The sequence below is a fragment of the Pseudomonas sp. GL-R-19 genome (assembly GCF_019956375.1).
Taxonomy (GTDB): domain Bacteria; phylum Pseudomonadota; class Gammaproteobacteria; order Pseudomonadales; family Pseudomonadaceae; genus Aquipseudomonas.
Genome location: NZ_JAHBDJ010000004.1, coordinates 89,619 through 111,968, shown reverse-complemented (window position 1 = coordinate 111,968; position 22,350 = coordinate 89,619). Strand labels below are relative to the sequence as shown.

Here is a 22,350-nt window from a genome sequence, read left to right as displayed (position 1 = left end):
CCCTGATGTCCCTGAGTGAGCAGATAGTCCAGCGTCTGTTCAAATGCCTGCCGCGAAACACTGACAGTGCTGCTGTGTGTCGCTATGGTCACGTGAGTAGGGCTGACTGCCTGAACTTCAAAATCCGACCGGTTGGCAGGTGTATCTAAACGCTGGCCACTGAGGTTGGAAATTTGTGCCCAAAGTGCATTAGGAACTCGAGGAGTGGTCATCAATCTTGCTCCGGATAATTTTGAAAATACGTTTGTCGGCCGCTCGAAAAGCCCAGCCAAGCCCTACCGCTTCCCAATGCCCAATCCATTGGTAATCCGGCACTTGCTCGGTTCGACACCACCCCAATGGTTGGACGGAAACGGCCCGGCATTGACCACCGTTCCATCGGCAGTTTGCACCTCCAGGACTGCATTCCACAGTGACACCCGAGGGGCTTCGAGGAATGGATCGAGGCAGAGCAGGTGGGTGACGTTGGTCTGGGACTTGGCACCTGCTACTTCTATCACCTGACCTTGATAGCCAACGACCAGTAACCAATGACCTTCGCCGCCCGGCCAGTCGACCCCGATGATGGTGGAGTAGCCATTGGTTACTGCTGCCACCAGCTCGGTCACCATGGAGCGAGTGTTGCCGCTGAATTTCTCAAGGCTGATCTGGTTGCGAAAGCAGTCGACTAGCCAGTCCAGGTCACATCCGTTGGTACCGTTATTGATCAGACCGCCGAATTCGGCCAGGCGGTTATGGAATTTACCCAGCCGGGTACGGCCGTCGTTCAGCCCCATGTAGCTGGCCTCGAAGCGGCTGATGATGCCGTTGGCAACTAGCGCCATCAGAAGGCTGTAGGGGCCGCAGGCGCCGTCAAGGTCGCCTTGACGAAAATGTACTTGCTCCCCAGCTTCGTTAACCGGGCCATAGGGGGACAGGGACAGTTGGGGCATTACGTTCATCACATTCATGGTGCGCAGCATCCGATGCAGTAGGTTGGGTCGTTCTCAATGTTCAACAGGGACAGGGGATCAGGGCAGGTCACCGCCGTTAATGCTGGCCACCCTGCTTCCCCAAGTGCTTCAATCATCGCCGTCTGCACCCCAGATTCGCCCGCTCCACTCCATCGGTAACTTCGGTACCGAAACTCCGATATTTTTGAAATCCACCGCCGCTGGGCTTGCTGCGCCCATCCTCATACAAGCGTTCGTCGGGCCCGATGGGGGTAGTCGATCAGTGGAGGCGGGTGCGACAAGGTGCGTCGTGGATTTGGCGATGGCATCGTGCATGTGAGCTGCCCGCAACGATGATGGCTAATTGCTTTGCCTCTGTCGAGAGTGCTGTGTGGCTCGGTGCCGGACCTGGCGTGTGCCAGCAAGCATGAGCAGGCGTTTTCGCCGATCTACATCGGTACCATCAACGGCGGGGGGCTGGCGCTGGTGCTGCTTGGCAGCCTAGGTGACGTCACGGGATCCCTGCTACCGACGCTGCCCATGGCCTGGTGTGCAGCTGGTCCTGGATGCCGATGAGGCGCCAGGCTGGACGCAAACTACTGCCATTTTTTAGCCTTTATGCAGCCTGCAAGTTGGGATGAGCTGAGTGCCATCATGCAGCGCCCTATGGACTCGCCAAACCTCACCGGGCAAGCTTCGTGTTTTTGTGATGGCACTGAGATGGCAATGCCGAAAGAGATAGTATTCACCATCCGCCCACGCGGCCTTGTCAGTGCTCTGCTTGTATCGCCGTTAGTCGTCCTAGCCGCTTGGTGGATCTTCAATTGGCCTTGGGGAAATCCCAACGCGCCAGCATGGGTTCAGGCTGTGGGTTCCATCGCGGCCATACTGGCATCGGTGTGGATAGCAAATGCGAAGGATCGACGTGATGAGGAGAGGGCGCTGCGCGAAGTAGAGAAGGCAAAGGAGAAGATGACTTTTCTTCAAAATTCAATAAGCCATACCGCCCTATCCATGCACGACTTTGCTGTACGCCTGTTGGACTGCGTTCAGGGCTTGGGGGTGCTGACTAAAACAGTTGATTGGGGTCAGGTAAGGAGATCACTTGAAGGCTATTACGAGCAGCTGAATAAGCTGAGCGCATTGGATCTGCCCAGCGACCAGCTGGCGAAAGCTTATCTAAGCTTGTGGGGAGCAGTGAGAGAAGCTCATGCCGAGATCAGCATTTCGATGAGTGACAGTCAGCACGAGAATTTGGTCCCTAATGCCATTTCTGGCTGCAAGCGAATCATTAAAGCTGCCCACTATTGGTCTGAGACCACGAAGCTCGATTAGCGCTGTGTATTCCAACCACCTACGCGTGCACAGGTGGGGAGTAAGACAAGTCGGCTTTCTGTGAGGTTGGTGATGCTGCCATGGGTGCCTCATAAGTGATACCAATTTGGAATGCGGCGCGTATCGACACTGGCGCTCCGTGAAGCGCGGGGCAGTGAGTGCTGGTCAAGTGCCATTATTCTTCGTTAAAGTTGAAATAATTTGTTTGCGCTTGTGCACCTGATCGCTGCCAGAACCAGTCTAAGGAATGACGCAATGTCCCAACGCTCTAACTTCTTCTTCCTTGCCGAACACGACCCGGTTTTCAACAAGTTGGCCGCAAGCGCCGAGCAAGCTTTCAGCAGCGATCCCAACATTACGCTGATCAAGCTCCGACAGTTGGGAGAAGCCCTAGCGCAGGACCTTGCCAGCCGTGCTGCCATCGAATTTGATGTCAAGACCACCCAAGCCGACCTGCTTTACAAACTGGGCCGTGAAATCCAGCTTGATCGAAATATTGTCAGCCTGTTCCATACGCTGCGCATTGAAGGAAACAAAGCGACCCACGAGTTCAGCACCTGCCACCGGGAAGCGCTCGATGGCTTGAAAGTCGCCCGCGAGCTCTGCGTCTGGTACCACCGCGCTGTTGGTAAAGCCGACAGGACATTCAAGCCTGGCCAATTCATCACGCCAGCAGACCCCAGCGCGCCGCTGCGCGAGCTCCAAAGCGAAATTGATCAACTCAAGGCACAGCTGCGCGAATCCGATCATCGACTGGAGGATGACCAGCACCTGGCAGATCTGCTCAAGCGTGAAGCCGAAGAGCACGCAGAGCTCGCGCACCTAATGGAAATCGAGTCGCGCAACTACAAACAGAAGGCGGACGAGCAGGAAAAGCAACTGGCCGATTTGCGGGCCGAGCATGAAAGGAACCTTGAGGCCTTGCGCAAAGAGCTTGCCTCTCAAGCCAAGGTCTCTCAAGCGTTTGCCAAGAAAGCCAAGCGAGCGACCAGACAGTTCGATCTGGATGAAGACCTTACCCGTATTCTCATCGACCAGCAGCTCAATGAGGCGGGCTGGGAAGCCGACTCTTTGGATCTCACCTATACCAAAGGCGGGCGTCCGGAAAAGGGCAAGAACAAGGCAATTGCCGAGTGGCCCATGTCCAACCTGAATTCCAAGGCAGACTATATTCTGTTCCGCGGCCTGACGCCGATTGCTGTAGTCGAGGCCAAGCGCAAGCGCATCAACATTGCGGAGCGTATTCCCCAAGCCGAACGATACGCTCGAGGGATCGATCCCACCGCACACGTGACCGCCTGGAGCGAAGCGGGTCGCTCCGACGCATGGGAAGACGGAGAAGGCGGCCGCTTCCAAATCCCCTTCGCCTTCGCCTGCAATGGTCGCCCGTACATCCAGCAGCTTGCCGAGCAATCTGGTACATGGTTCAGAGACCTTCGCAGCCCTGCCAATACCCGTCGTGCCTTGCAGGACTTCCACCGGCCAGACGATCTGCTCGACCTGCTCAAACAGGATCGGGCAAAAGCCGAAGCCAAACTTCATACAGAAGGTTTTGGCTACCTGAAGCTGCGAGACTACCAGGAGAAAGCCATCCTGGCTGTCGAAAAGGCCTTGGCCGAAGACAAACGCAATTGTCTATTGGCCATGGCCACCGGGACTGGCAAGACCCGTACGATAATCGGCCTAATGTATCGCTTCCTGAAATCGTCACGGTTCAAGCGCATCCTGTTCCTGGTAGACCGCAGTGCTCTGGGTGAACAGGCCATCGATTCGTTCCACGATATGCCATTGGAGCAGAATCAGACCCTCGCGCAAATCTACGACGTCAAGGTGCTCGGCGATATGGCGGCTGAAGCGGAGACCCGCGTCCAGGTGGCCACTGTCCAAGCCATGGTCAGTCGTATCTTCCGTTCGGATAATCCACCACCGGTTGGCGAGTTCGATTGCATCATCGTTGACGAAGCGCACCGCGGTTATACCCTTGATCAGGAGATGACTGAAGGCGAGCTTTCCGTTCGGGATCATAGCCAATACCTTTCGCAATATCGTCGCGTACTCGACTATTTCGACGCCTGTCGCATCGGGCTGACCGCCACCCCGGCGATACAGACAACGGAGATCTTCGGAAAACCGGTGTTCACCTACAGTTACCGCGAAGCGGTCGCGGATGACTGGCTGATCGATCATGAACCCCCGATCAACTACAGAACCGAGCTAAGCGAAAACGGCATTCATTTTGACAGAGGCGATAAGGTCAGCGTAATCAACACGCAAACTGGCGAAGTCGACGTCGCCGAGCTGGAAGATGAGCTGGATTTCCAAATCGAATCATTCAACCGCCGAGTGATTACACCTGACTTCGACCGGGTCATCTGCGAAGCCCTTGCTGGAGATATCGACCCAAACGGCGAAGAGAAATCCATGATCTTTTGCGTCAGTCAGGCTCACGCGGAAAGGGTGAAAAATCTTCTCGACTCGGCCTTCAAGGATATCTACGAGGAGAGCTACAACCAGGCTGCGGTACAGGTCATCACAGGCCAGAGCGACCATGTTGAAAGTCGTATTCGCCATTTTAAGAACGAGAAATATCCCAATATCGCGATTACCGTCGACCTATTGACCACCGGTATTGATGTGCCCTCGATCTGCAACCTGGTGTTCATGCGTCGCGTGCGTTCTCGCATCCTCTATGAGCAAATGAAAGGCCGCGCGACCCGGCGCTGCGATGACATAGGCAAGACCGTATTCCGCATCTATGACCCAGTGGACCTGTACGCCAGCCTGGAATCGGTCGATACGATGCGGCCACTGGTAAAAGACCCGAACATCACGTTGGAGCAATTGCTGGATGAAATTACCAGCGACCATAGCCACGAAGCGCCGGGCAACAATGAGCAGACGAGTCATGCCCATGACGTACTAGACCAACTCAACCAGCGCATCATGCGTATCCTGCGCAAGGCCCAGCACAGAGCTGAGACGCGGCCGGACATCAAGCATAAACTCGATGAGCTACATGAACTCTGGGGAGTAGAGCCGGCTAACCTACACCAGCATCTTCATGAGCTGGGCCCCCAGCAAGCAGCAAATTTCGTTCGTCAGCACAGCCAGCTGCTCAATCAGCTTGCCACGGTGAACGAGTTGCTCGGTACCTATCGTTATCCGGTGATCTCGCATCACCCGGATAAGCTGTTGGTCCGTGAACAAAGTTATGGTCATTACGGCAAGCCTTCCGACTATCTGGACAGCTTTCGCGAGTTCATCCACCTGCAGATCAACCAATCCGCGGCCCTGTCTGTAGTGGTAAACCGCCCGAAAGATCTGACACGTGAACAACTCCGCGAGATCCGCCTGTTGCTCGATCAGAATGCATTCGGTGAAGCCAGTCTGCGTAGCGCCTGGTTCAATAACAGTAATCAGGAAATCGCTGCCAGCGTGATCGGCTACATTCGTCAGGCTGCACTGGGTGAAGCGCTGATTCCTTTTGAGCAGAGGGTCGCCAACGCCATGCAGAAAATCTATGCCCTTCAGCCCTGGAACCAGGTCCAGCGCAGATGGTTGGATCGCTTGGCGACCCAATTGGTCCATGAAATTGTGGTCGATAAGCAGCAACTGAACCGTGCATTTTCCAATGACGGCGGATTGAAAAGGCTCGACAAGCTGCTTGGAGGCCAACTGGAGCAAGTGCTGGATACACTCGGCGATAACCTCTGGTCCGCCGCCGCGTGATCAGCCGGGGGCGTCGGGATGGTCTCTTGCAATGTCAGGCAGATCTCCATACGCTCCCGCGCCACATGCTGGCCAGCTTCGGCCACCGCAAACCTTTTCTTTCGATTTTTACATAGGTCGACGACTCGCATGGGGCTGCCACGCCTTTCCCGATCGACCCGATACCTTCTTTTCTCAGGGCAACCAATGACCAATAGCGATATCGTCCAGAAACTCTGGAACCTCTGCGACGTCCTGCGCGACGACGGCATCAATTACAGCGATTATGTGACCGAACTGGTCCTGCTGCTGTTCATCAAGATGGAATACGAGCAGGTTCAGAACAACGACGACTTCAACCACAAGCTGCCGGCCGGTGCCCGCTGGCCAGACCTGTCGAATAAGTCAGGTCTGGATCTGCTCAACCATTACCGCCAAATGCTCCTCGATCTAGGCAAGAGCAGCGATCAATTGATCGCCGCCATCTATACCGACGCCCAAACCCGTCTTAAGGAGCCACGCCATCTCGAACAAATGGTAAGGAGCCTAGATGGAATCGACTGGTTCAGTGCCCGTGAGGACGGCCTCGGCGACCTTTATGAAGGTCTGCTGGAAAAGAACGCCAGCGAAACCAAATCCGGTGCGGGGCAGTACTTCACCCCGCGCCCGCTGATCGACAGCATCATCAACTGCATCAAGCCCCAGCAGGGCGAAGTCATTCAGGATCCGGCCGCCGGTACCGCAGGGTTTCTGATTGCCGCCGATACCTACATCAAAAGCCAAACCGACGACTATTACGACCTCGACGAAAAGGCCCGCAGCTTCCAGCGCAACCGTGCCTTTGTCGGCGTAGAACTTGTGCCTGGCACTCGCCGCCTGGCATTGATGAACACTCTGCTGCATGGCATGGAAGGTGACGAAGAAGGCGTGGTGCACCTGGGCAATGCCCTTGGCCAAACCGGGGCCAACCTGCCGAAAGTCGACGTAATTCTCTCCAACCCCCCGTTTGGCACCGCAAAGGGCGGCGGCGGCCCGACCCGTGACGACCTCACTTACAAGACCAGCAACAAACAACTGGCCTTCCTGCAGCACATCTATCGCGGCCTCAAACCCGGTGGCCGCGCCGCCGTGGTGTTGCCGGACAACGTATTGTTCGAAGCCGGCGTCGGCACCGACGTGCGCCGCGACCTGATGGACAAGTGCAACCTGCACACCATTCTGCGACTGCCAACGGGGATCTTTTACGCCCAAGGCGTGAAGACCAATGTGCTGTTTTTCCAGAAAGGCACTGTTGAAAATCCGCGCCAGGATCAAGGCTGCACCCAGCGTGTGTGGGTTTACGATTTGCGTAGCAACATGCCGAGTTTTGGTAAGCGCACGCCGTTTGGTGCGACGCATCTCAAGCCTTTCGAAGTGGCGTACGGGGTGGATGCCAATGGCAATAGTCCGCGTGCGGAGAATGTAGAAGGGATTGGGGAGCTGAGCCGCTTTCGGGTGTTTACTCGCGAGCAGATTGAACAGCGCGGTGATTCGCTGGATATCAGTTGGTTGAAGGATGCGGACAGTCTGGATGCTAACGACTTGCCGGCCCCGGAAGTGTTGGCGGGTGAGGCTATGGCTGAGTTGACCGAGGCGCTGCATGAGTTGGAAGAGTTGATGAAAGCGCTGGGGGCGGGGGATGAAGTGGCGGCGCAGAGGCAGTTGATGGCGGAGGTTATGGGGTTGGTCGTGGCTCAGGAGAATGGGGATGAGTGAACTACCAAATGGGTGGGTCGATATTGCAATTGGTGAAATTTCCGATGTAATTGCAGGAGGCACACCTAAAGCAAATGACGCCAGCAACTTTGCCCTTCCTGGCAAAGGTATTGCTTGGCTAACACCCGCCGACCTCAGTGGCTATAAGCAAAAAGAAATATCCAAAGGTTCTCGCGATCTTTCGCAAAAAGGTTACGACTCTTGCTCTGCTAAATTAATGCCGAAAGGGAGCCTCCTCTTCAGCAGCCGGGCACCTATCGGATATGTGGCCTTGGCTGCGAACGAAATCTCGACAAACCAGGGTTTCAAAAGCTTTGTTTTTCCCGCAGAAGTTGACCCAACCTACGCCTTTTTCTTCTTAAAAAGTATTCGAGAGCTTGCCGATAGTTTGGGTACAGGAACCACGTTTAAAGAACTTTCAGGCACTACAACAAAAACGTTGCCTTTCCGGTTGGCGCCGACCAACGAACAAATCCGCATCGCCCAAAAACTCGATGAACTGCTGGCTCAGGTCGACACCCTCAAAGCCCGCATCGACACCATCCCTGCTCTGCTCAAACGCTTTCGCCAATCCGTTCTCGCCGCAGCGGTTTCGGGGCAGTTAACAGAAGAGTGGCGTGCATCAGCCATTACACTCGGTAGTGCCCATCAGTTGCATCAACAGCTCAAGGAGTCACACGAAGCAGAGGGTGGCCATGCTCGTGGCAATGCGTCTAATCCTACGGAGGAAGCCCACGATCTTAGCCCGAGTGACTTGCCGGAATGTTGGGATATCGCAGAGATGCGTGACATTTGCGCTCCTGGGCGGCCGATCACTTACGGGATTCTGAAGCCAGGCCCGGAGTTAGAGGAAGGCGTACCCTATATTCGCGTTGCCGACTTTCCGGGCAATAAGCTGAACCCAGCCAACATCAAAAAAACCAGCCCCGAAATTGACCTGCAATTCAAACGTGCTCGATTGATTACAGGTGATCTTTTACTTTCAATTCGAGGCAGTGTTGGACGGCTAATAAAAATCCCTGAGGCACTTGAAGGCGCAAATATCACCCAAGATACGGCAAGACTTTCAATTTCTCCGCTAGTCTCCACGACCTTCATCTATTGGGTCCTTTTAGCTGATTCAACCCAACGCCGGATGAAGAACGCTACTCGGGGTGTTGCTGTACGTGGAATTAATATCGGTGACGTACGGGCAATCCAGATTCCACTCCCTACCCTAGAGGAGCAAACCGAAGTCGTCCGCCGAGTCGAACAACTCTTCGCCTTTGCCGACCAAGTGGAGGCCAAGGTCGCCTCGGCCAAAACCCGTATCGACCACCTGACCCAAAGCATCCTGGCCAAGGCATTCCGCGGTGAGCTAGTGCCCCAAGACCCGAATGACGAACCCGCCAGCGTGCTGCTGGAGCGCATAAAAGCCGAGCGTGCCGCCGCACCCAAGGCAAATCGTGGCCGCAAGGCGTCGGCCTGAATTCAAGAAAGGAAGTGAACATGGCCATTCCCGACTTCCAGTCCGTCATGCGTCTCGTATTGGTCGTGGTCGCCGATGCCTGCCCATCAGCCTTAAGGCCTTACGTGAGCAGGTCATCGAGCAGTCCCTGCTGAGCGAGGTCTAGCGCGATGAAATGTTGCGGTCAGGACGGCAGAGAGTAATCAATTCCTACCTACGCCTAGCCTAGCAACTGATCAGCAATTCTCGGCCGTTCCCTAATCGCCTCCAGATCAATAGGGCGGTAAGTCGATAGTAATACCGGGTGGCATCGGAGTGGTCTTTCAGGTGCTGAGTGAGAAACCAGCGCACATGCTTGAGCTGCCAGGTCCAGGGATTGTCTCGCTGCCATCGCTCTTGAATGGCCACTTGCATGATTTGGGCTTGCCGTAGGTGGCGTTGTTGGGTGGCATTCGAGCCAGTCAATACGCCGCTCAGGAACAGCGCCATATCGAAGGGCTTGGTCATGCTCGACCTCCAATATAGGCCGAAACCACATCGATCCGGTTATGCCCGAGTTCAAGGCTGATTTGTTGGCGCGCCTGTTGATCAAGGTCACGGTCAATGCGATAGCAGTGACCACCATTGACCGGTGCGGCGTGGCCAGTGAGCTGTTCGTAACGCTCGCAGGCGTAGGCTGCTCGCAGTTCATGAAAGCCCTTCAGCCCGTGTTCATGCAGCGTTTCGCGGGCGGGGAGCACGGTCTGTTGCAGGAACGCAGCGTAGCTTTCGTCTCGGGCCAGCAAGTTGCGGCTGCGGGGTGGCGACGCATGATGAGCCAACTGCAGCGCCGCCTTCACCGCTTCATTGGCCGCGATCCATCGCGGCGCTGAAGCCCCTGAGCGGCCGCCTTTGGTGCCGTTCTGGATGTTGATGCGGCCTAAGTGTTCGGCTTCGCGGTGCAAGCGTGGCAGGTCAGCCAGGATCGCTTCGCGCAGGCGCATGCCGGTTTCTCGGGCCAACAGGACAATCGCTGCCACCCGCTCGTGTTGCCGTTCGCCAAGCGCCTCAAGCACTCGCCGCAGCTGTTGGCGGTCTTGGCCATCTGGCGCGCGGGTGCGTACGCTCGAGCGCTGCTGTCCCAACGCCTGACTCGGGCTGGCGATCCTCACGTCCTGATCACCGCGCAGCGCGGCGAGGGTGCGGTTGACGCTGCTCAGGCGGTTCTGCGCGGTCGCGATGCAGAGTTCACCTTGCTGGATCTGCTGGCGCAGGTACATGGCGTAGTCTTGCAGCGTCCGTCGATCGATCTGGCGCGCATCGTTGCAACCGGGGCCGTCCTCTGATCGACACCAACGCACGAACGCTTGCCAGCGATCGCTATGCGCTTTGACCGTGGCGAAGTGGCCGCCGGCAAACAGATCCTTGAGCGCTTGTGGGCCGGCGTAGCTCAGTTGGCGGCCGTAGCCAAAGTTGCGACCATCACGCCGACCGACCAATGCCATCGTCATCACCGTGTTCGTTTATTTGCAGAAAGAGCAGCACGGCCTTCCAATGAGGACTGAGCCTGTCCATCTGCTGCCAGTGTGTCGGGCGGATCAGGAGGGCGTTCTCGTGGTGTTGCAACAGTGCCCCTTCCTCACGCAGTTGCTCGATCAGCCGGGCTAGGTGGGTAGGCTCCAGGGGTGGTGTGGCGACAGCGGCGACAGTGGCGACAACCCGCGTCGTTTCTGGCCTGGCGCGTGGCGACAGGGTGGCGACAGCAGCGGCGACACGCGGCAATTCAGGCTGTGCTTGATGTTGCGCCTGGTAGCGGCGCACCGCGTCATTGAGGCGAAACATGGCGGACCTCGAAAGTTGTTCCGTCGCGGCTGCTCAGCCAGCGATGAGTGATCAGCACGACCAGTAAAGAAGCGGTATGGTCAGCGCTCTTGCGGGCAAAACGAGGGCCGTTGCGATTGATGTCGCGAATGGTGAAGTGGGTCCAGCCTTTCTGCACCAGCCAGCGCAGCAGCCGATCCGCCTCTTCGCGTCGGCTATTGACCGGCTCCTGTTCGGTCAAGCGCTGGATCTCGGCCAGGTAGTAATCCATCAACGTGGAGGCGCGCTGGATGTGTGCTTCCTCCAACTGACTGGCCTCTTCAACCATGGCCAGCACGCCCGCGATGCGCAGCACATTCGCCGCGGCTTTGCCCGCGACAGGCTGGACGCCGGCCAGCTCGCCGAACTCGCCAGACTGGCACTCGATGGTGTCGTGAATATCGATCCAGGCACGACGGGCACGGGGAGTCAGTTCCAGCGTGACGGGATTGAGTGATCCATCCTTGTGAAGCGACCAGGGCTTTTGCAGCAGGGCGGTAATCCGTTGTTGGTAGCGCTGGACTTTGGCATCCCGGCTCAGGTCGATCGCCTTGTATAGCCGCTGGCCGGCCAGGCGTTCGGGCCAGCTGATCAGACAACGGCCGAGGATGCCTTGGCCATTGATCACCGGGTCTTTGAACAGCTGGTTGGCCAGGTAGGGCTGCAGCATCAGATGCAGGCTGAGGCGGCGGTCATAGGCGCGCAGGCTTTCTCCGGCCATAGAGCGAGCCCGGTCGATAGGGCTGCCATCCCACAGTGTCGACAAGGTGGTGATCGCCTTGAGCAGATTCTCTTTGCTCATGGTGCTGCTGCCCAAGAACTGTCCACCTTCATCATTGAACAAGCCCATGCTGGGCAAGCCATGGCACAGACTTTTGACTAGGGCCTCAATGGTGGGCTCGGCAATGATCAGTCTCGGCGGTACCGGCTCGGATAGTTCGCTGACTTCCGCCTCTGCGTGTTTTTTTGAGGTTTTGGGTTTGGCCATGATGCTGGTAGCGGCGCGATAGGCTTTGAGCTTTTCTGCATACAGGGTCCACTGCTGTCGTTCCCAGTCGCGCGCCGCTTTCAGTGCCAGGTGATCCACCGCGCTTTTGCGATCCCCCGAGGACGCCACCGTCAGTAGGTAGAGGGACAGCGGATAGGTTCGGCCGTCGAGGTGGACATTGGCATGACCCTGGCTCACCAGGGCAGCAGTAGCCAGCACCGATTGTGCAGCCATGGCGCAGGGCACGCCGATCACCTCGGCCAATCGTTCGACCGCAGGGCCTAACAAATCCCCGAGTGCTTCGACCGGGTAGGGCAGTGGCGCCTGCTGGTATTCCAGCAATGGTAGTGGTGGCTCGAACGCTTCGCACAGTTGCATCGAAATTCTCCTGAGATTATCGACTTCGTCCTCACTCATCCCGCCACGGTTGTTGAGTGTTATCAGGGATCAAGGCCCCTGCGACCTGTGAGGGTTGTCCACTTACGCGGGACTGACGGCTCCTTACGGCCGGGAGCTTGGGCATCTCATGATCTGGCCTCCTGAACACCTCCGAAGAAGTGGGCGGGTGGAGGCTGCACTGGCTGACGAAGCCGGTGCCGCGAGATCCTGAGTGAGGTGAAGGCAGCGAAGCGATGACTAGGGCATGCCTGACTGTCAGTCAGGTGCAGTCCATTCCGTGGGCTGCGGCACCATCATCGGCATCGCTGTGGCGAGTGAGCATTCGGTGTTTGTCACGCCGATTGTCACGAGGGGGAAAGCCGCAAAGCCCCATGCGAGCGGGGCTGCAGCAGTGGTAGGAGCGCCCGTCTCTTTAGGGGGCAAAGAGACGGGCAACAGGTTGGCGCAAGAATTGGCCAAGCGGATAAGTTGCTGCAGAGCAGCCAGGAGGGGGCATCAGTTGCCGCAGTGGGCATTCTGGAAGAAGTGGCATCCATCACATCGCTGTGACCGTGCGAGCCACCGGACGCTAATCGCACTTGGGGGTGAACCACCACAATGTGGCGTAGCTTCAAAGGTTCTGGCTACCTGGGTGCTGTCGAGGACAGCGCTTGTACAGTTCTGGTGTAGCGCTGGTTCTGTTCGCGGTCAACAGTATTTTGGGGGTGGCTGTTGCGCCAACCGGTAGCACTGGAAGACCTGGGAAGCCGGTGGCTTTCCATGGCTGGGTGGTCGTTCGTCGGGTTTTAATGTGAGCCTGCGTAATTGCATGAACTTAACCATTTGCATTGTCACTGACCAGTCAATTGCAGTCGTGTGGATCAACCGTTTTCATTCGACTTGACCAGCACACGCAGTGGTGACGACCGGCGGAGAACGGCCAAAACCGGTCACTCGAAATTAGAGAGGATTGTCGAAGAATAGGCGCGCGCAACCCCGTGACTTGGTGACAATGTCAATTGCTCAGTTACGCTTAATCACAGATATAGTAGGTGTAAGCATTCAACAACTCTGGACAGTGTGTTCGCAAAAATGTGGAAACTCCGACCTGCTCTTTTCCTTTGGCAGAGGAGACGCGCCGCACTCGATCAAGATCGTCGGACAACCCTAGTGCAGATAGCCACATGGCTATCTCCTCCGCACTCTTCGGCTCAGGGACAGCGTCATCAAGCTTCTTTACGCAACGGATGGCCATAGCGGTTAGCGAAGACACATCCTTCAAGGTCGGTGTATCTTTCTCGAAGTCTTCAAGGGTCCGCGTCGGATCAAGATTTTTGAAGCTCTCGCCAATCTTATTCGCAGCATTAACGAACAGCATCCGCTGAGCATCCGTGAGACGTGCATTCGACTTTCGGTGGATAATCCGATTTCGCCAATGCCCGACCAGAAGCGCGCCTACGAGAATGAAGTCTTCTTCTAGGTCCAGAAGTCGCCAAACGGCCATCAAACGATCCGACTTGCTCTTTGATTCCCAATCTGCGGGCCTGTTCACGCCTGGGAAAGTTGTGAGGCGATCCAAATAGCCATTCAGCTCTTCGGAGAGAAACACCAATGTGGAGCGAAGTGCAAAAGCCCGCGCCTGCCGACCCGAAGTCCGAGGGTTATGCGGTGACCACGTGATGTCCATCGTTGCGGGCTTTACTGCCATACCCGTTTCGACTGCGCTTAGGCCCACCACAATCGAGTTCAAGTGATGAACGATATGGCCGGTGGCATTTAGGAACGGTTGCAGGGCGGGTGTTGGCATAATTTTGTGTAGCTAGGATTTGAACCCAGTCTCCGGCTTTGAGCGAACTTTCTTTAATCGGCCGGCGTTTCGACCACTAACTCCCACACGACAATAGTGTACCAACGCGATCTAATGGGACGCAAGTTACGAAGTCATAGATTATATCTGGCGTTTGTGATCGAAATCGAAGGACGCAATGAACCGTATCTGCTTTCGTAGACGCCTTGATCGGTTGCTTTGGGTCGCTAGCAGTTCTTCTCGACAGGCATAAAACGGCCAGAAGCGCACGCTCCTGCACTCTAATCCGCCGCCGTAAGGAGTAAGGGGTCTAGTCCAACCTCCGCTCCAGTAAAAGAGCGCGTAAGTAAAGGGTTAAGCTTCGCGGCCTACTGCTAAGGATTAGCCAGACATTGCTCTTGAAATGTGAGATGGTCGACCCGACCATTATCTATGGGGAATTTCTGACAAGGGGGATAAGCCGTGAGCGCGACATGGAACAAGTGTTTTGCATCATGGGCGCAAGCTCCGAGCCAAACAGAAACCGATAGAATCGACAACACAATCACCGCAATCAAGAAGGCCCTCGCCGCTGACCCGAAAGTGGCGTCAATGACGAAAGTTTTTGTTCAAGGCTCCTACCGCAACCGCGTAAACGTCCGGCAGGACAGTGACATAGATATTGGCGTCCTTTACACCGGCAATCTGTTCGGTACCCACTACCCGCCTGGAAAAGCAGACGCAGACTTCAACGTGATTGGAGTCGACTATGGATACTCACATTTCAAGAACGACATAGAAAAGGCGCTCGTAAGCCGCTTTGGGCGAGCGGCCGTCAATCGGGGCGATAAGGCGTTCGACATTCACGAAAACACCTACCGTGTCGATTGTGACGTAGTCCCTCTCATGGTACACCGCCGTTATTCCGATGATGGCACCTACATTTGCGGAACAGAGTTGCAGCCAGACAGTGGCGGCAGGATCATCAACTGGCCCGAACGCCTCTACGACACCCACGAATGGCCGCGCCAGCATTACGAAAACGGCAATACCAAAAACAACAACACCAGCCGAGCATATCGCGGTGTTGTCCGTATCGTGAAAAAGCTTCGCAACATCATGGACGAGGAAGGAGTCCCCGAAACTAAGCCAATTAAGGGCTTCAATGTCGAATGCCTCGTTTGGAATGCTCCCAATAATTGTTTCATCCACGCCACATGGTACGAAGACGTATCTGCCGTGTTGAATCATCTGTCCTTCCATTTGTCTAGCATGCCGCTCTGCGAGGAATGGGGTGAAGTGAGCGAGTGGAAATACTTGCTGAAGAACGACGACACGAAGCGCAAGCAATTCGAAGCCTTCGTGGACAGTGCCCGCCGATATATTGGGATTACCTGAGCCATGTTTACACGACTCCAGATTACTGTAGCGCTCGCCATAGCCACTTTTGCATGGGGATTTGCTCTTTGGTTGCAAGGAACGCCGCTCTCCTGGGACCACCTTGCGCCCTTCACCACTGTGGTCGGCGTCCTCGTAATCGTCGCGTCGGCGATGGAGCATCTTTTCTGGCGGCTGCGCGTTTTTCAGGGGTGGCTTTTTGATCGCCCCAACATTCGCGGCACTTGGAAAGTGACAATCCAATCGGAATGGGTCAACCCGGAAACCGGCGAGAAAGCCCCTTCGATTGCAGCATACGCTGGCATCGTGCAGACGTTGAGCAAGCTGCAAATTCAGCTTATGACGTCGGAGTCCGAATCCTGCCTGCTCGCCCACGCAATCGAGCCGACGCCCTGCGGCAATCGCTTCAACGTGTCGGTCGTATATGCCAACACGCCCGGCATTGAGCTCCGCGGCGTTCACAGCGAACGACACGTTGGAGCTGCGACTATTTCCACGCATGGCGCGAAATACATGCCGGATTCGCTGACAGCTGAATACTGGACCGACAGAAAGACCGTCGGGCGAATGACCTTTGAAGGGCGCGTCGATAAGGTTTACACGCGCTTTGAGGAAGCAAAGCGGAATCTCGGATAACACAGTCGACAAGAGTACATTCCATTGGCACAGAAAGTTAATATCCTGCACGAAATAGACAAGATGCGCCGTGCAAAGGCCGCTATCGTCGGTCGGACACCAGGCCAGTCGTTGGCAAACGTCATCAACTCTGATCGTGGTGCATTTTCAGGCATACGCATGCTCTGGGCGAGCGACACGGCAGGTGTACCAATGCAAGCACTGGGTAGGTCGGAAAATCCCAATGTGCCTGTAGGATCATTGTTTACCGGAAATGGTATTCAGGCTTTTTCTGATGGAATAGAGCAACAGATGAAACAGGGTAGCGCCCTGCTTGAGTTTGCCTATTTCACCCTGCTCGATACAAACTTTCTTTCCGAGCTGCCACGTTTTTTTCGAGGTGAGCGGAACGACCACACTGAAAAAGTCGGCGATACACTTCAGTTCATCGACACGCAGCGTGGCCGAGGAATCGATTGGACATTTGCCTCGCTAGAAAACTTGCGTGAAGTACTAAAACCTAACAATCCATGGCCGTACCAAAAGGTCGCAGCAGCTAAGCTGTTTGATTCGATGAAGAACTTCCAACAGGTTAGATCGGAAAGTATGGTCGTAGCCATTGAAGACCATATACCTGCTGCCGAGAAAATGTGGGAGACATTTATCACTAGTCCCCAGATGTGGGCAGCGGTTCAACGGCGGGACGTGATGCATTGCATCATATTGCGAGCAATGCTGGATTGTTGGAGTGGTTACAGTGTGGATGACGGCGTTAGCCGCTTAATAGATTTTTGCCTAGATAGATTTGGCTTCATGCCCCTCAAGGAACTCTATTTCGGCTGGAAAGCCCTTAGTGGACTCACCAAGACGGGACCTGTACTACCGATCTTCGACGAGCCTGCGTTGCGGAACCCGAATGGCGATTCAATAAATCGGATTTCCGCGCTGGCTTGGGATCTATTTATGTTCCGCTGGTGCGAGACGCTTATGACAGAAATGAAGGGAAATCGATTCGTGATTCCCGCCGTTACTACGCTCGACGCTGGGTTGTTAGCCGCGATCCAAAGTTGCCCCTTGAAGGCGATACTCATTCACGATAAGGCTGGTTTGGTAGAGGCCATATTTGAGGATGAAAGAGATTTCGGTGAGTGTCTGCACCGCGCAATATCCGGCGAAACCTTAGTGCGTATCAACGACCCTGAACGTCGAGCCAAAAAGAAAGATGTCTCACGACATGACCTGAGTCTGCTCATCTACAACTTAGAGTTGGAAGTTAAAGACGCTAGGAAGAGTCGTTGAAACGACCGATCAGTGAATTGCCCATGATTCTGTAGACACAAATGACTGGCAGCTATGGGGCCGATTCCCGCCCTTAGCGAGAGGCAGTAATCGACCCAATGCAGACGGTCGACAATGGTGGAATTAGCCTAAAATAGGCCATCGAGTAAGGCTGCGGAATCTATGTCAGCCACAAGTTATCTGTATTGATGAGAGAAAATATCTGACTGCATTAAAATTCACACCTAATGCAGTCAAATTTTCTCGCGAGGGATTTAATCGAACAATTCAAGTTGTGGTTTGATTGTCAATTTCACGGCTATTAGTGAGCAGTCGTCCGTGGGTTCCAGTCGAACAATACGTCTGCGGAGGTTCGCCGCAAACCGGTTTGGATCTTCTAGGGTGCTTTCCAAAAAGCGCGGCCTTAACTCCCAAGAATGATAAGCGCCATCTGACATAATGAACAAGCTCACACTTCCATCTTGTTCGCAGATTTGATCATACCTCAAGAAAACTTCTTGGAAGTGGAGATTTATTTTTTTTGATATGGCTGAAAATAGCGTATTTTTCCCACTGGCCTCTTTAAGCTCGGAAGGTTTGTATAAGCCTTCGTCTATCAGCATTTGGTGCTGAGTATGATCTTTAGTAACCTGAAGAAGTTTGCGGTCATTCTTCAGGTAAACTCGGCAATCGCCTACATGACCAATTTTTATTCCTTTTTCTCCCGCGTAGCAGAAAGTCAAAGTCGTGGCAGCATCAAAGTAGCTAGGGTTTTCAAGAGTCAGGTTTGAAACACGAATTTTAATCTGGTCAAAAATTTGTTCAACAGCATCAGAGCTTTCAAACGCCGCCGATTGCAGGCTTGTCAGATATTCAATAGCAGACTCGGACGCGCTGCTAGCCCCAGCATACGACCCTACGCCATCTGCTATTGCCATCAGAAAACCGCTTCCTACCTTGCGTGGCGGCAAAATAGAATCTTCATTTTTTCGCGCGGGCTCTTTTGGAAATGAGAATACACTTGAGCTTAATAGCTTAATCATTTGCGTTCTCCCGAGATGGCGGAAACAAATTCATTTCGCATTTCTTGCACTTCTGCGTAACGATCAAGAGGGCGCCGAGCAGTGCTTTTTTTAAACACTTCATGGACGCCTGGATCGTCTAGCATATCCAGATCCTCCAGTAGAACACCTAGCGCAAAAATATCGGTTCTTTTGCTGTATTCTCCTGCGATTGCTATCTCTGGAGCCATATATTTAGCCGTGCCCATTGCGGTTGCAATTTTTGTGATAACCTCGGACTCGGAGCTTTTATCTAAATTCTTAACCAATCCAAAATCAGATACCTTATAAATGCCATCCTTGAATCGAAGGATGTTAGATGGCTTTATGTCGCGATGAAGATAGCCCATAGAATGCAAATATATAAGACCATCTGCAACCATAAGCAGCACATCAATCTTCTGGGAGATGGTTAGAATCCCTTTGTCGATATCTTTCTGCAAATCTCCTGCAGCGAGGTCCATAATGAACCATGGCTGATCTGATTTGAGATCGCACAGATAAATATTAGCTACATGGGTGTGTACACAAGAGGCCTGATATGATACCTCGCGGGCAAAACGCCTTCGAAACTCATCCCGTAGATCAGGGTCCAAATCACTGAGGGACTTGCGGGCATACTCACCGCATCTATGATCGGCAATGTTGAATAGTTCGATCTTTTCTACAAATCCAAAGCCGCCTTCTCCAATTCTCTCGATTATTTTGTATTTGTAGTTTCCGTGATAACCATCCATTCCCTGATCCACGCTTTAAAAAAATTAAACCGATTAAATTGAAACGCGATGCTGATGATGTTAAACCGCGTCAGCCATGTGCCCATACTGACAGTGTCATGATGCCATAAATCATGTGCGGTGCGTGTCTACCTGAGAAGCCCCTATGACGGCCCCGTTTTGCTACCCGTACGAATCGGATAGTTTCAATAGGCCGGGTGCATGCCATAGCCTGGCCGGGTCGCAAAATTTGCGACTAGCCAGCGACGATAGCCAAATGGTTTGAACCGCCTTGGCTTCCTGTATGCCTGAATGACGGTTTCTGGTCGATTCTGTTGAAAAAGTCGATCTGCCCAAACTACCTGATCATTGACTGGTGAAAACGCCTTTTTTGCACGCTGTTACGTGAAATCCGAGTCCGGATGCCTCTGCCAAAAGTAAAGATTTCAATCTCGGACGCGTACTTTTCTGATGCGCAAACCATGGCCGACTTTTTCAACAGAATCGGTCGGTTGCAGTCTTTCAGTGCTTGGCTGACGCACTCGCGCTGAGTGGCACCCGCTGACATCCATCAACTGCAAACGGCTGGTCAGCGCGAATGCAAATGACTGGTCAAGTCGGCTGCAAACAAACTGGTCAGTGGCAATGCAATTAGATGGTCAAGTGAGATGTAATTACGCAGAGCCCATGCGAGTGGGAATGCGGAGCCTTCCCGCTCGCGTGGGCTTGGCCGAGAAAGCGCCAAGAGGGAGGCTTGCAACGGCGACAGTCGCCACTTCTGTCGCCATGCTGCAAACCAGGTATTACGCGGGTTGTCGCCGGTGTCGCCGCTGTCGCCAAATCAACCATCACTCCATCTGGGGAGTCATTTTCGGTTACCGGCGGCATCCGGTGAGCGCTCACCGTATAGGCACGACGTTGTGGTCTCTGGTTTGATTGATCGCAGATGCCGACAGGTTGCCAGTGGCCGCTTTCTGGATGTGCTCGCTCCACCAAGCCATCATCGGACGCCGGCGTTCGATGTAGTCAGCTCGGTTGTAAGCGCTTCGGACTTCGTCCTTGTCGACATGCGCCAGCGCGACTTCGATTAGCTCCGGATCCCACCCATGTTCGTTCAGGATGGTGCTGGCCATGGAGCGCATGCCGTGGCTGACCAAGCGGTCCTGGAAGCCCATGCGTTTCAACGCCATGTTGGCGGTCTGGCTGTTGGCGTGGGTGCGCGGGTTTCTATCTGCCGGGAACACGTATTCCCTGTGGCCGCTGTGGAGCTTGAGCGTCTCCAGTAACGCGAGTGCCTGTTCGGTCAGTGGGACGGTGTGCGGACGACGCTTTTTCATGCGCTCCGGAGGGATGGTCCAGATGCGTTTGTCGAAGTCGATGTCTGCCCATCGGGTGGTAGCCGCTTCGGCAGGGCGGGTCATGGTGTGCAGTTGCCATTCGATCAGGCAGCGGGTGATCCGCTTGATGCTGGCGTTTGCGATTTCGATCATGAGCTCGGAGAGCTCATCGGGTCGTAGCGCGGCCATGTTCTGTTTCTTGGGTTTCTTGAATACCGCCCGAATGCCACTGAGGGGATTAGCGAAAATCAACCCGGAGTTCACCCCGTAGGTCATGATCTCGTTGAGGCGTTGGCTCAATCGCTTCACTGTCTCGAGGCTGCCTTTGGCCTCGATTGGGCGAAGCAGTTCGATGACCATCGGTGCGGTAATTTTCGAGAGCGGCGTTGTTTTCAGGTCTGGAAATACATGCAGCGTGAGCGATCGCCAAATGTCTTCGGCGTACGCCGGCGTGACGGAGTCCTTCTTCAGCTCGAACCAGGCGGTGGCCACGTTCTCGAAGGTGTGTTCCGTTTCTGCGCGCTTGGCCTCATTTAGCGTATCGCGCTGCACCTTCGGATCGATGCCTTGGGCGAGCAGCTCGCGTGCTTCGACCGCCATCTTTCGGGCGTTCGCCAGCGAGAGCTCTGGGTAGGTGCCCAAGCCCATGTTGATGCGGTTCTTGGTCACCGGTTCACGGTAATTGAAATTCCACAGCAGAGAGCCGTTGCTGCGTACACGGAGTTGCAAACCGTCACCGTCGGTGAGGACGTAATCTTTGGACGCGGGTTTGACTCCCTTGAGCTGTCGATCAGATAGGCGGAGGGCTGGAGCAGGCATGAGATTTTCCTCAGGCACTGATTTGGTATTCCAAAGGTTAGCACCGAATGGGTTGGAATACCGTTTGGAATACCCGAATGGCTGGAACTCAAAAAATCTCAGAAGACCGCAAAAGCGCTGGAGGCCGCGTATTTACTGGATTTCAGACACAAAAAAAGACGTCCGTGGACGTCTTTAGATGATGAAGTGGTGGAGCCGGGGGGATTTGAACCCCCGTCCGCCAGTACTCCGCTGTCGGTACTACATGCGTAGCCGTGTCTATTAAGTTAACCCTCAGCGACCCGACGGGCAGGGTGCTTTGGGCGAGTTGTGTAAGTTTTAGCCGCTTCGTCCACAACGTACTGCACGGCGATTCTGTTCTATATGACAATCACTTTGGGTTTACAGACATCCCCTGATGATTGCTGGACCCGAAGGTACCAGGAGGGAAGGGCTAAGGCTGCTTACGCAGCGAGAGCGTATTCCCCGTAGGTTTCGTCATTGGCAACTATAGGAAGTTGCAACAGTGGATTTACGAGTTCTGTTACCAACTCGGCATGCACCTAAAGTTTCGCAACCGGCGTCGAATCCTAAACGGCCCCGAGCCTGATGCTCGTTGAATCAAGTGAGCAGCAGGCATGTACAGTGTACGTCATCACGCCCCGGAAGGCCAACCCGAAGGTTGACCACCACAGATCATGGGTTTGGCTCGTTGCTCTGTTTGTCAGCGAGTGCCATCGCCTGGGTGGCCTCGGTGACGCATTTTTTGTCGTCTCCGGAGGCTTGTGAGGCTTCGGCGCTGGACATCAGTCTTTTGATTTCCATTGAGGTGTTGGTGGAGGTCGCCGGCAGCGCATTCACTTTGCCTTTGAGCTCTTGCAGCTTGCTCGTACAAAGGTTGTTGTCTGCAGCAAATACAGGAGAGGCGAGCATTGCAGCAGAAATGAACAGACCAGCGAGTGTGGTGCGTTTCATGGAT

The 22,350-nt window shown here is 54.7% G+C and carries 18 protein-coding genes and 1 other RNA gene; 8 read left to right on the top strand and 11 right to left on the bottom strand.

What is annotated here, in order from left to right:
- Positions 1–275 precede the first annotated feature (275 nt).
- Positions 276–941 carry a hypothetical protein gene (locus KGA83_RS02560; RefSeq protein ID WP_223528182.1) on the bottom strand — a complete coding sequence of 222 codons (666 nt, stop codon included), beginning with the start codon at positions 939–941 and terminating at the stop codon, positions 276–278.
- Positions 942–1,301: 360 nt separating this feature from the next.
- Between KGA83_RS02560 and KGA83_RS02555 the strand changes: the two genes are divergently transcribed.
- The 5 genes from KGA83_RS02555 (at position 1,302) to KGA83_RS02535 (ending at position 9,198) form a co-directional block, all read left to right on the top strand.
- On the top strand, positions 1,302–1,508 hold the full coding sequence (locus tag KGA83_RS02555) for a hypothetical protein (RefSeq protein WP_411741897.1): 207 nt from the start codon (positions 1,302–1,304) through the stop codon (positions 1,506–1,508).
- A 90-nt stretch (positions 1,509–1,598) separates the two neighbouring features.
- Positions 1,599–2,267: a hypothetical protein gene (locus KGA83_RS02550; RefSeq protein ID WP_223528180.1), complete on the top strand. Its 669-nt coding sequence runs from the start codon at positions 1,599–1,601 to the stop codon at positions 2,265–2,267.
- Positions 2,268–2,522: 255 nt separating this feature from the next.
- A complete protein-coding gene (gene hsdR / locus KGA83_RS02545; protein ID WP_223528178.1) occupies positions 2,523–5,996 on the top strand; it encodes a type I restriction-modification system endonuclease in 3,474 nt (1,157 codons plus the stop codon).
- A 186-nt stretch (positions 5,997–6,182) separates the two neighbouring features.
- Entirely contained in the window at positions 6,183–7,730 is a 1,548-nt protein-coding gene (locus KGA83_RS02540) for an N-6 DNA methylase (protein ID WP_223528176.1), read from the top strand.
- Positions 7,723–9,198 (top strand): restriction endonuclease subunit S, encoded by a 1,476-nt coding sequence (locus KGA83_RS02535; RefSeq protein ID WP_223528173.1) that lies wholly within the window; start codon positions 7,723–7,725, stop codon positions 9,196–9,198. Before KGA83_RS02540 ends, KGA83_RS02535 begins: the two co-directional genes overlap by 8 nt.
- 204 nt (positions 9,199–9,402) lie before the next feature.
- Here the strand turns inward: KGA83_RS02535 and KGA83_RS02530 are convergent, their stop codons facing one another.
- The 5 genes from KGA83_RS02530 to KGA83_RS02510 form a co-directional block, all read right to left on the bottom strand.
- Positions 9,403–9,684 (bottom strand): hypothetical protein, encoded by a 282-nt coding sequence (locus tag KGA83_RS02530; RefSeq protein ID WP_223528170.1) that lies wholly within the window; start codon positions 9,682–9,684, stop codon positions 9,403–9,405.
- Positions 9,681–10,661, bottom strand: a complete 981-nt coding sequence (locus KGA83_RS02525) for an integrase domain-containing protein (protein WP_223528247.1) — start codon at positions 10,659–10,661, stop codon at positions 9,681–9,683. Before KGA83_RS02525 ends, KGA83_RS02530 begins: the two co-directional genes overlap by 4 nt.
- Positions 10,639–10,998 carry a hypothetical protein gene (locus tag KGA83_RS02520; RefSeq protein ID WP_223528167.1) on the bottom strand — a complete coding sequence of 120 codons (360 nt, stop codon included), beginning with the start codon at positions 10,996–10,998 and terminating at the stop codon, positions 10,639–10,641. Before KGA83_RS02520 ends, KGA83_RS02525 begins: the two co-directional genes overlap by 23 nt.
- On the bottom strand, positions 10,982–12,382 hold the full coding sequence (locus KGA83_RS02515; protein ID WP_223528164.1) for a YfjI family protein: 1,401 nt from the start codon (positions 12,380–12,382) through the stop codon (positions 10,982–10,984). Before KGA83_RS02515 ends, KGA83_RS02520 begins: the two co-directional genes overlap by 17 nt.
- Before the next feature lie 1,033 nt (positions 12,383–13,415).
- Positions 13,416–14,090: a hypothetical protein gene (locus tag KGA83_RS02510; RefSeq protein ID WP_223528161.1), complete on the bottom strand. Its 675-nt coding sequence runs from the start codon at positions 14,088–14,090 to the stop codon at positions 13,416–13,418.
- A gap of 561 nt (positions 14,091–14,651) precedes the next feature.
- On the opposite strand from KGA83_RS02510, the gene KGA83_RS02505 reads away from it, so the two are divergent.
- The 3 genes from KGA83_RS02505 to KGA83_RS02495 are packed head-to-tail and all read left to right on the top strand — an operon-like array spanning position 14,652 to position 17,480.
- A complete protein-coding gene (locus KGA83_RS02505) occupies positions 14,652–15,566 on the top strand; it encodes a nucleotidyltransferase (RefSeq protein ID WP_223528158.1) in 915 nt (304 codons plus the stop codon).
- A 3-nt stretch (positions 15,567–15,569) separates the two neighbouring features.
- On the top strand, positions 15,570–16,202 hold the full coding sequence (locus KGA83_RS02500; RefSeq protein WP_223528156.1) for a hypothetical protein: 633 nt from the start codon (positions 15,570–15,572) through the stop codon (positions 16,200–16,202).
- 24 nt (positions 16,203–16,226) lie between these two features.
- Entirely contained in the window at positions 16,227–17,480 is a 1,254-nt protein-coding gene (locus tag KGA83_RS02495) for a hypothetical protein (RefSeq protein ID WP_223528153.1), read from the top strand.
- A gap of 254 nt (positions 17,481–17,734) precedes the next feature.
- On the opposite strand, the gene KGA83_RS02490 is transcribed toward KGA83_RS02495, so the two are convergent.
- The 5 genes from KGA83_RS02490 to KGA83_RS02470 form a co-directional block, all read right to left on the bottom strand.
- On the bottom strand, positions 17,735–18,502 hold the full coding sequence (locus KGA83_RS02490; RefSeq protein WP_223528150.1) for a PP2C family protein-serine/threonine phosphatase: 768 nt from the start codon (positions 18,500–18,502) through the stop codon (positions 17,735–17,737).
- Entirely contained in the window at positions 18,499–19,257 is a 759-nt protein-coding gene (locus KGA83_RS02485; RefSeq protein WP_223528147.1) for a serine/threonine-protein kinase, read from the bottom strand. Before KGA83_RS02485 ends, KGA83_RS02490 begins: the two co-directional genes overlap by 4 nt.
- An 878-nt stretch (positions 19,258–20,135) precedes the next feature.
- Entirely contained in the window at positions 20,136–21,392 is a 1,257-nt protein-coding gene (locus KGA83_RS02480) for an integrase domain-containing protein (RefSeq protein ID WP_223528144.1), read from the bottom strand.
- A gap of 187 nt (positions 21,393–21,579) precedes the next feature.
- Positions 21,580–21,973, bottom strand: a transfer-messenger RNA (tmRNA) gene (gene ssrA / locus KGA83_RS02475).
- Positions 21,974–22,067: 94 nt separating this feature from the next.
- The gene (locus KGA83_RS02470; protein WP_108219790.1) at positions 22,068–22,346 is read right to left on the bottom strand and encodes a hypothetical protein; all 279 of its coding nucleotides are present in this window, start codon (positions 22,344–22,346) and stop codon (positions 22,068–22,070) included.
- Positions 22,347–22,350 lie beyond the last annotated feature (4 nt).

What these genes read in the sequence shown, in the direction of transcription:
- KGA83_RS02560 (WP_223528182.1), bottom strand. Translation starts at nt 941, where the DNA reads ATGAACGTAATGCCCCAACTGTCCCTGTCCCCCTATGGCCCGGTTAAC.
- KGA83_RS02550 (WP_223528180.1), top strand. Translation starts at nt 1,599, where the DNA reads ATGGACTCGCCAAACCTCACCGGGCAAGCTTCGTGTTTTTGTGATGGC.
- hsdR (WP_223528178.1), top strand. Translation starts at nt 2,523, where the DNA reads ATGTCCCAACGCTCTAACTTCTTCTTCCTTGCCGAACACGACCCGGTT.
- KGA83_RS02540 (WP_223528176.1), top strand. Translation starts at nt 6,183, where the DNA reads ATGACCAATAGCGATATCGTCCAGAAACTCTGGAACCTCTGCGACGTC.
- KGA83_RS02535 (WP_223528173.1), top strand. Translation starts at nt 7,723, where the DNA reads ATGAGTGAACTACCAAATGGGTGGGTCGATATTGCAATTGGTGAAATT.
- KGA83_RS02530 (WP_223528170.1), bottom strand. Translation starts at nt 9,684, where the DNA reads ATGACCAAGCCCTTCGATATGGCGCTGTTCCTGAGCGGCGTATTGACT.
- KGA83_RS02525 (WP_223528247.1), bottom strand. Translation starts at nt 10,661, where the DNA reads ATGGCATTGGTCGGTCGGCGTGATGGTCGCAACTTTGGCTACGGCCGC.
- KGA83_RS02520 (WP_223528167.1), bottom strand. Translation starts at nt 10,998, where the DNA reads ATGTTTCGCCTCAATGACGCGGTGCGCCGCTACCAGGCGCAACATCAA.
- KGA83_RS02515 (WP_223528164.1), bottom strand. Translation starts at nt 12,382, where the DNA reads ATGCAACTGTGCGAAGCGTTCGAGCCACCACTACCATTGCTGGAATAC.
- KGA83_RS02510 (WP_223528161.1), bottom strand. Translation starts at nt 14,090, where the DNA reads ATGGCAGTAAAGCCCGCAACGATGGACATCACGTGGTCACCGCATAAC.
- KGA83_RS02500 (WP_223528156.1), top strand. Translation starts at nt 15,570, where the DNA reads ATGTTTACACGACTCCAGATTACTGTAGCGCTCGCCATAGCCACTTTT.
- KGA83_RS02490 (WP_223528150.1), bottom strand. Translation starts at nt 18,502, where the DNA reads ATGATTAAGCTATTAAGCTCAAGTGTATTCTCATTTCCAAAAGAGCCC.
- KGA83_RS02485 (WP_223528147.1), bottom strand. Translation starts at nt 19,257, where the DNA reads ATGGATGGTTATCACGGAAACTACAAATACAAAATAATCGAGAGAATT.
- KGA83_RS02480 (WP_223528144.1), bottom strand. Translation starts at nt 21,392, where the DNA reads ATGCCTGCTCCAGCCCTCCGCCTATCTGATCGACAGCTCAAGGGAGTC.
- KGA83_RS02470 (WP_108219790.1), bottom strand. Translation starts at nt 22,346, where the DNA reads ATGAAACGCACCACACTCGCTGGTCTGTTCATTTCTGCTGCAATGCTC.